General features: G+C 65.6%; 10 protein-coding genes. 2 read left to right on the top strand and 8 right to left on the bottom strand.

Annotated elements, in window-relative coordinates; genetic code table 11:
- Positions 1-37: 37 nt before the first annotated feature.
- From LX70_RS14660 to LX70_RS14625, 8 genes are all read right to left on the bottom strand, one after another.
- Positions 38-2,989 carry an aminotransferase class III-fold pyridoxal phosphate-dependent enzyme gene (locus tag LX70_RS14660; RefSeq protein WP_245885099.1) on the bottom strand — a complete coding sequence of 984 codons (2,952 nt, stop codon included), beginning with the start codon at positions 2,987-2,989 and terminating at the stop codon, positions 38-40.
- 38 nt (positions 2,990-3,027) lie between these two features.
- Positions 3,028-4,344, bottom strand: coding sequence for an aspartate aminotransferase family protein (locus LX70_RS14655; protein ID WP_105515525.1), 1,317 nt, complete (start codon positions 4,342-4,344; stop codon positions 3,028-3,030).
- 2 nt (positions 4,345-4,346) lie between these two features.
- Positions 4,347-4,985, bottom strand: a complete 639-nt coding sequence (locus tag LX70_RS14650) for a cysteine hydrolase family protein (RefSeq protein ID WP_105515524.1) — start codon at positions 4,983-4,985, stop codon at positions 4,347-4,349.
- Entirely contained in the window at positions 4,982-5,746 is a 765-nt protein-coding gene (locus tag LX70_RS14645) for an N-formylglutamate amidohydrolase (protein WP_105515523.1), read from the bottom strand. Before LX70_RS14645 ends, LX70_RS14650 begins: the two co-directional genes overlap by 4 nt.
- Positions 5,747-5,758: 12 nt before the next feature.
- The gene (locus LX70_RS14640; protein ID WP_105515522.1) at positions 5,759-6,652 is read right to left on the bottom strand and encodes a branched-chain amino acid ABC transporter permease; all 894 of its coding nucleotides are present in this window, start codon (positions 6,650-6,652) and stop codon (positions 5,759-5,761) included.
- 83 nt (positions 6,653-6,735) lie between these two features.
- Positions 6,736-7,449, bottom strand: coding sequence for an ABC transporter ATP-binding protein (locus tag LX70_RS14635; protein ID WP_105515521.1), 714 nt, complete (start codon positions 7,447-7,449; stop codon positions 6,736-6,738).
- A 10-nt stretch (positions 7,450-7,459) separates the two neighbouring features.
- Positions 7,460-8,614, bottom strand: coding sequence for an ABC transporter substrate-binding protein (locus LX70_RS14630; RefSeq protein WP_105515520.1), 1,155 nt, complete (start codon positions 8,612-8,614; stop codon positions 7,460-7,462).
- Between the two features lie 38 nt (positions 8,615-8,652).
- Complete coding sequence (locus LX70_RS14625; RefSeq protein ID WP_105515519.1) at positions 8,653-10,431, bottom strand: branched-chain amino acid ABC transporter ATP-binding protein/permease; 1,779 nt, start codon at positions 10,429-10,431, stop codon at positions 8,653-8,655.
- A gap of 119 nt (positions 10,432-10,550) precedes the next feature.
- Here LX70_RS14625 and LX70_RS14620 point away from each other — a divergent pair, with 119 nt between their 5' ends.
- Both LX70_RS14620 and LX70_RS14615 read left to right on the top strand, forming a co-directional pair.
- On the top strand, positions 10,551-11,408 hold the full coding sequence (locus LX70_RS14620; RefSeq protein ID WP_105515518.1) for a MurR/RpiR family transcriptional regulator: 858 nt from the start codon (positions 10,551-10,553) through the stop codon (positions 11,406-11,408).
- On the top strand, positions 11,398-12,711 hold the full coding sequence (locus LX70_RS14615; protein WP_105515517.1) for a type I glutamate--ammonia ligase: 1,314 nt from the start codon (positions 11,398-11,400) through the stop codon (positions 12,709-12,711). Before LX70_RS14620 ends, LX70_RS14615 begins: the two co-directional genes overlap by 11 nt.
- Positions 12,712-12,785: the final 74 nt, after the last annotated feature.

Below are 12,785 nucleotides of genomic sequence, written 5' to 3'. Positions count from 1 at the left end.
TGCGGTCCCCTGCCCCATCCTCAAGGTCCGTCACGCTTTAGCGTGCGACCTCAGACAACGCCGTGTCGAGCGCCGCGCAGATCAGGTCCACACCTTCCGCGTCGATGGTCAGCGGCGGGCGGATCTTGAGGACATTGTCGGCTGGCCCCTCGCGGCCGATCAGGATGCGCATCTCGCGCAGGCGGTTGATGGCGTGATCGGCAATGCGGGTGGCGGGGGCGCGGGTTTCACGGTCCTCCACCAGATCGACGCCGGTGAAAAGGCCCATGCCGCGCACCTCGCCAATGGCCTCGTGACGGTTCAGCAACGCCCGCAGCCCGGAAAGCAGGCGCGCGCCGGTGCGCGCGGCATTGCCTTGCAGGTCCTCCTCATCGACGATGTCAAGCACCTCGCGCCCGATACGGCAGGACAGGTTCGATCCCCCGAAGGTCGAGAAATATTCCGCCCCCTTCGCGAAACGGGCGGCAATCTCCGCCGTGGTGACGACGGCGGCAAGCGGGTGGCCGTTGCCGATCGGCTTGCCCAGCACGACGATGTCAGGCACCACGCCCTGCTGTTCGAAGGCGAAGTAATAGTCGCCAAGACGGCCAAGCCCGGTCTGCACCTCATCGGCGATGCAGATGCCGCCCGCCGCGCGGATGCGGTCATAGACGCCGGCAAGATAGCCCTTGGGCGGAATGATCTGGCCGCCGACACTGGGGAAGGTTTCGCAGATGAATCCGGCAAGCCTGCCGCCACGGGTGGTCACCTCCTTCAGCGCGCCGTCGATCTGGGCGGCGTAGCGTTGCGCGCAGGTCGGATCGTCGGCGCGGAAGCGGCCACGGTAATCGTCGGCGACATCGACAAGATGGACCCATGGCTTTCGGCCGTCCATTCCCGGCTTGGCGAACTTGTAGGCCGAGATGTCGATGCAGCCGGTGGTGTTGCCGTGATAGCCGTGATCGGGCGTCACGATGTCATGGCCACCTGTCGCGGCACGGGCGAGGCGCAGGGCAAGCTCATTCGCCTCGGACCCGGAATTGACGAAGAAGCAGACGTTCAGCCCTTCGGGCATCTTCGAGGTCAGCTTTTCGGCAAAGGCCCGCTGGGCCGGGTGCAGGTAGCGGGTATTCGCGTTCATCCGGCCCAGCTGGTCGGCCGCCACCGCACGGATACGGGGATGGGCGTGGCCGACATGGGGGACGTTGTTGTAGGCATCCAGATAGGGCCGCCCCCACTGGTCGAACAGGTGGTGCTTCCAGCCGCGCAGGAACATCACCGGCTTCTGGTAGGACAGTTTCAGGTTCCGGGCGAAATGGGCGTTGCGGTAGGCCAGCAGATCGGCTTCCGGTTCGGGCGCGAAGGCCAGATGCGCGTCGGGCAGGTTCAGGAGCGCGGCGGGGTTGGGAAAGCGCGCCATCTGAAGTTCGCGCGCATCGGGGTCAGCCACGCCGTCCCAGTCGGGATCGTCTGCGAAACCCAGTTGCAGATGCAGATGCGGCGCCCAGCCGCCGTTTTCGGGCAGATCGCCGACATGGGCGAAGGCCTCGCCCGCCGCGATCCGCTGCCCCGGTTTCAGGCGGGCGCACCCGGCGGCCAGATGGCCCCAGAGCGTGTAGAGGCTACCTGCTTGCGTGTCATGGCGCAGGACGACCATCCCGCCATAGCCCTGCGCGCCGTCCTCGACCCCGGCCCGGACGACCCTGCCGTCAAGGGGGGCATGCAGCGCTGTCCCCGCAGGGGCGAACAGGTCAACCCCAAGGTGGACGGTGCGGCGGGTCGCGCTTTTGGTCGCGCCGGTGAAGGCGGGTTCTGTATAGATCAGCCGCGGCTCGCCATAACGGCCAAGCCAGCGGGTATCGGCCCGGCCCAGCCCTGCCGCCTCGTCCGGGGAAAGCGCGAAGGGGTTTTCGGGACAAAGGCTGCCGCTGACCGAAAGATCGCCGACCGGAAAGCGCGTGATGTCATCGGTAATGACCGGGGCGAATGTCCCGCGCATGGCATCGAGCCAGCCAAGGATCGCGGGCGCCTCAGGCACGACCGGCAAGCCGCAGGCCAGCCGCAGCCGGGCGAGGATCCGCGCCGGGTCAAGGTCACCCCGTTCCAGAAGCCGCCAGGCCGGGGCCTGCGAGATCGTCACATAGGGATCGTCCGGGCGCCCGGCGGCCTCGATCGTCGAATTCACCACGCTGACAGCAAGCCGCATGCGGATCAGCGGCCAGAGAAGCGCGAGGTCACCCTCCCCCACCGGGCAGGTCCCGTGATAGCCCGCGACCAGCGCGGCCAGCGCCGCCTCGGGATCATCGCGGTCGAGGATGGCGTAAGCTGCCAGGATGGCGAGGTCGGTCACCACCGGGGCGCGGGTCATGTCGCCAAAGTCGATCAGCCCGGTGACGGCGGATGGCGCGGCGATCCCCTGACAGATCAGGATATTCCAGTCGTTCAAGTCGTTGTGGACCGCCTGCCGGGGTAAGGTGTCAAGCGTGGGGCGCAGGGCATCGAACGCGGCAAGGATGCCCTCCACCAGCGCGCGGCGGGCGCCGGAAAGGACATGCAGATGGTCCCTGATCCAGCCCGCCTCGGTCAACTGCCATTTCTGTGCGCGGTCCAAGAGCGGGTGATCGAAACCGCGCAAAGCCTGCGACAGTCTGCCCGCCATGGCCCCGAGATCGTGCAGGAGAGGAAGCGACGGTTCCACCACCTCGGCAAAGGGTCGGCCGGGCAACGCGCGCTGCGCCCAGCCAAGGCGCTGCGCCCCGGCATCGTCGGGAAATGAGAACGGCGCGCCGATGATGGCGGGCAAGGGCAGATCCGGATCCATGGCCCGCGCATGGTTGATGGCGCCGATCTGCATCCCGACCAGCGCGGGATCGCAGCCGTCGCGCATGACCTTCAGGATGACCGGCCCGTCATCGTCAGTGGCGCGGAAATTCAGGTCGTATTCGCCGCCTAGACGCTCCGTTTCGGGGCGCAGGCGGAAGTGATCCATCGCCGGTTTCAGCCAGTCCACCCCATGCTCCTTCGCTGACCTCGTGGTCCCTGCCGCACCTACCACCCCTGAAACGCGGCGATGGCGGCATCGTCAACCCTGCCCGCGCAGGCATCGGCAATGGCCTGCCCCAGACGCGCGGCGCCCAGGTCCGCGTCCGTCTTGTTCAGAATCAATGGGGGCGTCAGCTCGATCACATTGGACCCGGCCCCGACGTAATAGGCGATCAGCCCAAGCTCCCACGCCCGGTAGACCGCGCGCCGGGCGAGTTGCGGGGCGGCTGAGCCGTCCCTGCCGACCAGTTCGATGCCGATGACAAGACCGCGCCCGCGTATGTCGCCGACATGGGCATTGCCCTTCAAGGTCGTTTTCAGGGCCTCCATAAGATGCGCGCCGGTGCGGGCAGCATTGGCCGCCAGCCCGTCGCGTTCGATCAGGTCGAGGACCCCAAGCGCGGCGCTGGCCGAAATCGGGTTGCCGTGGGTGGTCTGCATCGAGAAGGCCGTCGCATGGTTCAGGATCGTCGCCGGGCCGACGACGGCCGAAACCGGCAGGCCGCCGCCCAGCCCCTTGCCGAAGACGAGGATATCGGGCGTCCAGCCTTCATGTTCGAAGGCATGCAGCTTTCCGGTGCGCCCAAGCCCCACCTTCACCTCGTCGCAGACGGTCAGGATGCCATGGCGCGCGCAGATTTCACCCAACCGCTTCAGGAACCCCGGCGGCGGCACCAGAAGTCCGCCATCGGACTGGATCGGTTCGATGAAGAAGGCCGCGACCTCATCCCCTGGGCAGGTGATGCGTAAAAGCGTCTCTATATGGTCAAGCAGCGCGCCGCCGCTTGCGTCGCCGTCGAAGGGCCGGAACGTGTCGGGATAGGGAACGGAGGTCAGGCCGGTGTCGCGTGTCGCATGCGACTGAACCGGATGCGCCGAAACCGCCATCGACCCCTGCGTGCCGCCGTGATAGGCGCCGGCGAAGGACATGATCCGGGGCCGTCCCGTCGCGGCGGCGACGGCGCGGGCGACCGTCTCATTCGCGTCGCTGCCGGAATGGCCCAGCCAGACCCGGCGCTCCGCGCCGCCCGGTGTCATCTCCAGCAGGCGTTCGGCCAGTTCGACCGCCGGGGCGACCGCCGAGGACAGCAGCGTCGCCCCGGCCTGGTTCAGAAGCGCCGCATGGACGCGCGCCACCCAGTCGGGATGCGCATAGCCAAGGCTCGCCGCGCCCCAGCCCGCCGACAGGTCCAGATAGCCGCGCCCGTCGGGATCGTAGAGGTAACAGCCTTCGCCGTGCGACACTTCCTGCGGAAAGAAGCGCAGCTTTTGCAGGTCGGAGATCGCGCCCGTGTCGCGGGCATAAAGGCTGTTACCGGGCATGGCTAACCGTCCAGTTCGGCCAGCAGTTCGGCCGTCGTCACCTGGCGGCAATAGCCCTTGATCGTGCGCAGGGAATTGTCGTGGCGGGCCTGGCTGTAGGTCAGGCAGGCATCGGTCACCTGCGTCACCAGATAGCCCAGATCGCAGGCATCGCGGATCGCGCTTTCCACGCATTGATCGGTGATAAGCCCGCTGATCACCAGTTGCCGCACCCCCAGATTGCGCAGCACATAGTCGATATGGGTGGAAACGAAGACCGAGGAGGAGGACTTTGGCAAGACGATCTCATCGCCCTCGGGCGCGATCTCGTCGATGACCTTGCCGTCCCATGATCCCTTGGCGACGTTGAAGCCGGTGATCTTGTAGTCAAGGCTGCGGTCGCGGCCGTCGAGCGTCAGGCTTTCGATCGTGGTGTACATCACCTCCACCCCGGCCGTGCGGCACCCCGCTTGCAGCGCCTGCATGTTGGGAATGACGCGGCCCTTCAATTCGTCGAAGAACCAGCCGTATGTCTCGCGGAACTCCGCTTCGGGCAGGTCGGCGAACTCGGCCCCTTTGCGATGCGCGCTGAAGTTCTGGACGTCGATGAACAGCAGCGCCGATTGCGCGGGCGTGAGGGGGACGTTGCGTGTCAGGGTCATGTCAGGTGTTCCATGATGAGGGGGCGCAGGCCATGGGACAGGCGGTCTGCCCAAAGCGCCTGGCCGGTGGAAGATCGGATATGGTCGTTGCGGATCTCGATCAGGCTGTGGCACAGGCCGCGCGCCTCGCCGATCCGGGGTACGAACCAGTCGGACGCATCGTCCACCTGATAGGGCTGGTTCATACCGATGGTCAGTTCGGGGGCCTGCGCGGCAAGCGTTCGGGCGATCCGGGTCGATGTCGCCTCGTCCCGCCGGAAGAGAAAGCCGATGTCCCAGGGTCGGTCGAAGCCATTCATGCGCGGCGTGAAACTGTGGATCGAGACGGTCGCGCGGAAGGGCGCGCGGTCAAGCATGTCGGCCACGGCGGCCTGATAGGGCGCGAATATCTCATCTATGCGGGCCTGCCGGTCTGCTTCGGCAAGGCCGCGATTGCCGGGGATGACATGGCCGTCGCTGACCTCGGGCATGGAATCGGCGGCCTCGGGCGGGCGGTTGCAGTCAATCACCAGCCGGCTGTAGGTCTGCAAGACCGCTGGCGCGTCCAGCGCCTTGGCAAGACGCCGCGTCACCCCGGCGGCGCCGATGTCCCAGCCGATATGGGCGTCGAGTTGATCCTGGGTGACACCAAGGCCGGAAAGCCGCGCGGGGACCGCCTGACCGGCATGTTCGCAGATCAACAGAAGCGGCGCCTTGCCCGTGGGGTTGAGGACCTCGACCGGCGCGGGATCGCGCGGCCCCAGCAATGAAGATATTGTCATGCGTGCCGCGCCCTATACTTTCTGTGCCTTCAACGCGGGTGCCGGGATCAGGCCGTTGGGCCGTATCAGCAACACCGCAACGACCAGCGCAAGTCCGATCGGATCGCGGAACTCCTGCCATTCCGGCGGAAGGAAGGCGGCAAGGTAAATCTCGATGAACCCCAGTAGGAAGCCCCCCGCAACCGCCCCGCGCAGGGAACCGAGCCCGCCGAGGATGGCGGCGATGAATGCCTTCAGGACCGGCATGAACCCCATCAGCGGATCGACGGAGGCGCGCTGCGACACCCACAGGACGGCCGCGACCCCGGCCAGAAGGCCCGACAGCGCGAAGGCCCCCGCGATGACGGTATTGGCGCGAATGCCCATTAGCCGCGCGACGGCGAAATCCTCGGCGGCCGCACGCATCGCGATGCCCGCCTTCTGCCGCTTCATGAACCAGTCGAGGAAGATCAGCATGACCACCGTCGCGACGATGGCGAGGATCTTGTTGACGCCGATGACAAAGCCGCCGATGCGAACGCTTTCCGACAGAATCTGCGGCAGAAGCACGGGCTGCGACCGGACGGAGATCAGGTTCTGGAACAGCACCTGAAGCACCATGGAGACGGCGAATGATGTCACCAGAAGCGTCGCGCCCGAGGCGTTGCGGACCGGCCGGAAGGCGATCCGTTCCATCAGCACGGCAGCCACGACCGAGGCAGAGACCGCCAGAAGGATCGACAGGACGAAGGGCATCCCGGCGAGGCCGCAGAACATCAGCACATAGCCCGCGATCGTCATCAACTCCCCATGTGCGAAGTTGATGAGGCCCATGATCGAAAAGACCACCGCCAGCCCCAGCGCAAGCAGCGCATAGGTGCCGCCCAGCGAGATCGCGTTCACTGTCTGCTGTAGAAAGAGATCCATGTCAGACCCGCCCCTTCACATCCATTCGGTCAGCGGCCCTGCCTGCCGGCCCGCCGCGCATCCTGCATTCGACGCCGTCATCCTCAGGCATCCAGATAGGCGCCGCTCAACAGGCTGGATTCGCCCAGGTCCTGCGCCGATCCCGACCCGACGATCCTGCCGCCGGCGAAGATGTAGCCACGGTCCGCAATCGCGAGCGATTGCATCGCGTTTTGTTCCACCACGCCCAGCGTCACCCCCTGATCGCGCAGCGTGACGATCAGGTCGAACACCTGCTCGACGATCTTCGGGGCTAGGCCCAGCGAAGGCTCGTCCAGCAACAAAAGCTTCGGATTGCTCATCAGCGCGCGGCCGATCGCCAGCATCTGTTGCTGGCCACCGGACAGGGTTCCGGCGAATTGCCCGCGCCGTTCGTGCAGGATCGGAAACAGGGTATAGACCCGGTCCCAGGCGGCCGCGACCTGCGCCTTGTCGCGGATGCCATAGGCGCCCATCAGCAGATTTTCGGCCACGCTCAGCGTTCCGAAGACCCGCCGTCCCTCTGGCACCAGGGTCAGGCCCGCCGGGGTCAGCGTTTCGGCCCGCGCCTTGGTGATGTCGCTGTCCGCGAACTGCACCGTTCCGGCCTGCACCGGCACGAGGCCGACCAGCGCGTTCAGGGTTGACGACTTGCCCGCGCCGTTGGCGCCGAGGAAGACGACGATCTCGCCTTCCCCGATCTCGAAGTCGACCCCGCGCACCGCCTCGACAGGTCCGTAGTGAACCTCAAGTCCGGTCGCTTGCAGAAGCGGTGCCATCGGGTTCCCCTTACTGCATCCGCGGGGCGGGGATCAGGTCCGCCGTCGGCGACGGTTGCCCGACAAGTTCACGCCCGCCCGCCTTCACCCGGATCAGCGAGACCTGCCGCACCGGCATGCCGTCGGTCCCCTTGTAGGTGATCGTGCTGGTGACGCCCTGAACGTTCTCAAGGTTCGCCATGGCGTCGCGCAGCGCCTTGGGATCGGTCGATCCAGCGGCAAGCTGCGCGGCCTCGACCACCTTGATCAGGTCATAGCCGACCGCGTTGAACACCGTCTCGGACGGATGGCCCATGATCTTCTCATAGGTCTTGTTGAAGCCTTCCAGCGCGCTGCCCGGCGCGGCGTGGCCGGCCGTGGTGAAGACCAGCCCCTCGGCCGCATCGCCCAGCGACAAGGTCGTCGGGCTGTCGATCCCGTCCGAGCCTATCACCTGCGAGGTCACGCCCGCGGCGCGAAGCGCCTTCAGGAAGGACGGGAAGTCCGGCTCATAGGCCGAAGTCATGATCACGTCCGGCTGTTCGGGCAGGGACGCGATCCGGGTCACGATGGCGGAAAAGTCCTGCTGGCCGATCGAATAAGTGTCCTGGCCCAGCATCGTGCCGCCCAGCTTCTCGAACACTTCGGCAAAGTAAAGCGGCATGGTCGTGTACTGCGTATCGGGCGAATAAAGGATGTAGCCGGACTTCATCCCCTGCCCCCAGGCCCATTCCGCCGAAACGGTCGCCTGGACGTTGTCGCCGGGGAAGTTGGCGAACATGTAATCGCCCCCCACAAGCGGCAGGGTCGGCGAAGAGGCGCAGGTGGACACCGCCGGGATCTCGGCGCTGGAGACGATGCCGATGGCGGCCAGCGCGGGATCGGCGTCACAGGGCAGGATCAGGAAGGACACACCCTGATCCACCAGTTCCTGAACCGCGATCGAGGTCTGGGCGGCGTCCGACCGCACGTCCTTTTCGATCAGCTCGATCTTCGTCGTCCCGCCGATGCCGCCCGCGGCGTTGATCTCATCCACGGCGATATGAACCCCTTCCATGACCGGGGCGTCAAAAGGGGCAAGCGCGCCGGTCTGCGCCGTGGCGACCCCGATGCGCAGGCTTTCGGCCGTGACCGGCATCGCAAACGATGCGGCGATCAGGGCGGTGGTCAATGCTAGCGTCTTCATGTCGGCTCCTCTGTTGGTTTTCCCCCTTGGCGGGGGTTTCAGGTACTGGATTGTCCAAGATAGGCTTCGATCACGGCCGGGTTCTTGCGGATCGCCTCGGGCGTGCCTTCGGCGATCAGGTGGCCTTCGTTCAGGACCAGGATGCGGTGGCAGAGCCGGTTGATCAGCCCAAGGTCGTGATCGACCAGAAGGATGCCGATCCCGAGATCGCGGGTCAGGCCGCGCAGCGTATCCATCAGCGCGTCGGTCTCTTCCCGGTTCATGCCCGCCGCCGGTTCGTCAAGGAACAGAACCTTCGGCTGGCAGGCCAGCGCCCGCGCGATCTCAACCCGCCGCTGGTCGCCATAGGATAGCGTGCCTGCATCGTCCCCGGCGTGATCGGCGATGCCAAGCCGTTGCAAGGCGGCGTCGGCCCGGTCTTCCGCGTCCTTCCCGCCCGCCGTCGACAGCGCCGCGACAAGTACGTTCTGACGGACCGACAGCGCCGGGAAAAGGCGGATGTTCTGGAAGGTGCGCGCGATCCCAAGATCGGAGATCTTGTAGGTCGGCAGACCGTTCAGCGGCTGGTCACCCAATGCGAACGCACCCTCCGACGGGACAAGGACGCCCGAGAGCATGTTCAGCAGCGTCGTCTTGCCCGATCCGTTCGGCCCGATCAGGCCGACAATCTCACCCGGCGCCATGGTCAGCGACACGTTGTCGACCGCCGTCAGCCCACCGAAGCGCATGGTCATGCCTTCGGCTGTAAGGGTGGCCTTGTCGGTGACCGCGAAGGACCGGGAGCCGACGGCCTTTACCTTCTGCGCGGGGAACAGGCGTTCCTCCCATTCCTTCAGGCCGGAGATGCCGTCCGCCTTGCGGAACATCGCGATCAGGATGATCAGCGCGATGCCGATCTGCGTGGTACCGAAAACCTGCGGGACCGCGACGCCAAAGATGTCGAAACCGCTTTCGAAGCGGCGCAACACCTCGGTCACGATGGTGATCGTGACGGCGCCGGCCACCGCGCCGGTCACGGTGGTCATGCCGCCCACGATCAGCATCGCGAGCAGCTGGAACGTATCGACGAAAAAGAACTTCTTCGGGCTGAAGGCGCCAAGGAAATGCGCGATCAGCGCGCCCGACAGGGCCATGAGCGTCGCGCTCAACACCCAGGCAATCAGCCGCTCGCGCCGCATGTTGACGCCGATCGCCCCCGCCGCGATGGCATTTTCACGGCTGGCGCGCAACCTGAGGCCCGAAACGGAATCCCGGTAAAGCCGCGCCACGATCAGCGCGACGATACACCCCGCCGCCGCCACCCAAAGCGTCGTCGAGCGTGGAACGCCAAAGAAGGTTCCCGACCCCCGCGTCACGTCACGCCAGCCGATGATGATGCCATGGACGATGATCAGCAGGCCCAGCGTCGCGATGGTGGCGGCCGACCCGTCAAGCCGACCGATGGCCAGCCCGACGACAAGCGCAACCGCCGCAGTGAAAACGACCGCCACGAGGATCGCAGGGAACAGGCCGAGTTCGGTCGATGCCAGCCAGTCCGGCAGTTTCGGCAAGGTCGCCGCCTTCACCGCGGCAGGCAGGGTCAGGAGCGAGGTCGCATAGGCCCCCATCGCCATGAAGGACAGATGCCCGAAGCTCAGCACGCCGCTGTTGCCGGAATAGACGCCGATGCCCAGAACCGCGATCAGGGAAACGAAAAAGACGGTCAGAACCCGTTCCGCCGCAGGCCCCAGAACCGTCGCCGCACCTGCCGCCAGCACGACGAAAGCAATGGCGGCGGCGAGGGCCGGAACGATGTTTCGGGGCGGAGCGGTGATCATGGCGAATCCTTTGTCGGCCCCGCAAGCCAATGACATGAAATTTTTGTTTGCAAGAAAATTTTGTAGTTTGACAAATTATTTTCATTCTCCAATGGTGATTGCACAAACGGAGGGCGCGCATGCAGGTACGCGACAGGATCGAACGGGTGTCGGGCGAAATGACCGCCACCGAACGACGGCTCAGCGCCGCGATCCTGGTTGACTATCCCTTCGCCGGGCTTGAGCCGATTCAGGAGATCGCGCAGAAAACCAATACCTCGCCGCCGACGATTTCCCGCTTTGTCACAAAGCTCGGGTTCCACGGGTTTCAGGACTTCCAGCGCAGCCTGATCAGCGAGTTGAAAGAGCGGCAGCGCTCCCCCGTCGATCTGCAACGCACCGCGAAGCCGGTCGATGGCGCCTATCTGCAAAGCTTTCTGGCCCGCGCCAGCAAGATCATCGAACAGACCGGAATGGCCATCCCCGAGGCGCAGTTCGAACGGATATGCGGCCTGCTCTCGGACCCCAGGCGCGCGATCTATGTCATCGGCGGCCGGATGAGCGACACGATCGCAAGCTACATGTCGCGCCACCTGCGCCAGACCCGCGCCAAGGTCTATCACCTGCCGACGGACCCGGAGATGTGGCCCGAATACCTGCTGCGGATGAAGCCGCGCGACATTCTCTTCGTCGCCGACTTCCGCCGCTATCAGAAGAACCTCGAACGGCTTGCCGAGCGGGCAGTGCAGGACCGGAAGGTGCTGGCGATCCTGCTGACCGATCGCTGGCTGTCCCCGGTGTCGCAGCACGCGACAGAGGTGCTGGCAGTGCCGATCGAAAGCAATACGCTCTGGGACAGCTATTCGGGGGCCTTCTCGGTCGTCGAGGCCGCCCTGACCCGCATTGCTGAAACCAACTGGAAAACGGTGAAGGCGCGTATCGAAGACTGGGATTCGCTGCGCCTCGATTTTGGGGAAACCGAAGAAGATGATCTCTGAACCGCTGATTTTCGCCGCGACCTCCGATCTCGCCGGTATCACGCGCGGCAAGGCCTTTCCGCAGACCGACCTGGACAAGCGCATGAAGCGTGGCGTCGGCTGGGTGCCGACGAATGCGATGATCACCTGCTTCGACGTGATCGGCGACAGCCCCTTCGGCTCGCTCGGCGACCTGCTCCTCATTCCCGACCCGGAGGCCGCCGTGACGCTTGATTTCGAGGACGGCGGTCCGGTGGAACGCTTCGCGCTTGGCGATATCACCGATCTGGACGGCAAGGCCTGGTCCTGCTGCACGCGGTCGATCCTGAAGGATGCCCTTGCCCGGCTGAAACGCGCGGGCGGGGTCGACCTTGTCGCCGCCTTCGAGCATGAGTTTCAGTTTCTTCCGACCGATACCTCGCCGGGCCAGGGCTTTGCTTTGTCCAGCTTTTCCCGCCGTCGCGCCTTTGCCGAAACGCTGATGGCGGCGCTGGCGAAGGGCGGGCTGAAACCCGATACCTTCATGAAGGAATTCGGCCCCGACCAGTTCGAGGTCACCAACGCGCCGGCACAGGGGCATGCCCCGGCAGATCAGGCGGTGATCCTGCGTGAAGTGACACGGATGACCGCACGGCGGATGGGCGAGGCCGTGACATTCGCCCCGATCCTCGACCCGGGCAGCGTCGGCAACGGCGTCCACATTCACATGAGCTTTGTCGATGCCGCGGGACAGCCTGCCACCTACGATCCCGCCCATCCCGCCGGTATGTCGCCCCTGACCGGCAGTTTCATCGCCGGTGTGCTGAAATACCTCGACGCAATCGTGGCCCTGACTGCACCGTCGGAGATTTCCTACCTGCGTCTTACCCCGCATCGCTGGAGCGCGGCGTTCAACAACCTCGGCTTCCGCGACCGCGAGGCCTCGGTGCGGGTTTGCCCGGTCACCTCGACCGATCCCGAAAGCACGGCGCGCCAGTACAATTTCGAGTTCCGCGCGGCCGACGCCGCCGCCTCGCCGCATCTGGCATTGGCGGCGATTGTCCACGCAGGCGCGCAGGGCATTGAGGAGAAACTGGCGATCCCGCGCGTCACCGAAGAGGACCTGTCGCTTCTCTCCCCGGCGGAGCTTGCGTCGCGCGGCTATGTCCGGCTGCCCGAAACCCTGCCCGAAGCCCTGCGGCGCTTTGCGGAAAACAAGATCGTCACCGGCTGGTTCCCCAAGGGGTTCGCAGAGGTCTATCTCGCCCATAAGGGCGGGGAGATGAACTGGTTGAAGGATGTGGACACGGCCGCCCGCTGCAAGGCTTACGGATCGGTCTACTGACAGGCCGGGGGCCGGTGGACCGCCTTTGCCGGCGCGACGACCGAAATGGCCAAGCTCGCATGCCTTGGCAATGA

The organism is Albidovulum denitrificans (assembly GCF_002973535.1).
GTDB lineage: Bacteria > Pseudomonadota > Alphaproteobacteria > Rhodobacterales > Rhodobacteraceae > Albidovulum > Albidovulum denitrificans.
The sequence above is the reverse complement of the archived record's forward strand: the minus strand, read 5'-3'. Positions and strand labels throughout refer to the sequence as shown.

Coding starts and splice junctions, on each gene's coding strand:
- LX70_RS14655 (WP_105515525.1), bottom strand. CDS start 4,344: ATGCCCGGTAACAGCCTTTATGCCCGCGACACGGGCGCGATCTCCGAC.
- LX70_RS14650 (WP_105515524.1), bottom strand. CDS start 4,985: ATGACCCTGACACGCAACGTCCCCCTCACGCCCGCGCAATCGGCGCTG.
- LX70_RS14645 (WP_105515523.1), bottom strand. CDS start 5,746: ATGACAATATCTTCATTGCTGGGGCCGCGCGATCCCGCGCCGGTCGAG.
- LX70_RS14640 (WP_105515522.1), bottom strand. CDS start 6,652: ATGGATCTCTTTCTACAGCAGACAGTGAACGCGATCTCGCTGGGCGGC.
- LX70_RS14635 (WP_105515521.1), bottom strand. CDS start 7,449: ATGGCACCGCTTCTGCAAGCGACCGGACTTGAGGTTCACTACGGACCT.
- LX70_RS14630 (WP_105515520.1), bottom strand. CDS start 8,614: ATGAAGACGCTAGCATTGACCACCGCCCTGATCGCCGCATCGTTTGCG.
- LX70_RS14625 (WP_105515519.1), bottom strand. CDS start 10,431: ATGATCACCGCTCCGCCCCGAAACATCGTTCCGGCCCTCGCCGCCGCC.
- LX70_RS14620 (WP_105515518.1), top strand. CDS start 10,551: ATGCAGGTACGCGACAGGATCGAACGGGTGTCGGGCGAAATGACCGCC.
- LX70_RS14615 (WP_105515517.1), top strand. CDS start 11,398: ATGATCTCTGAACCGCTGATTTTCGCCGCGACCTCCGATCTCGCCGGT.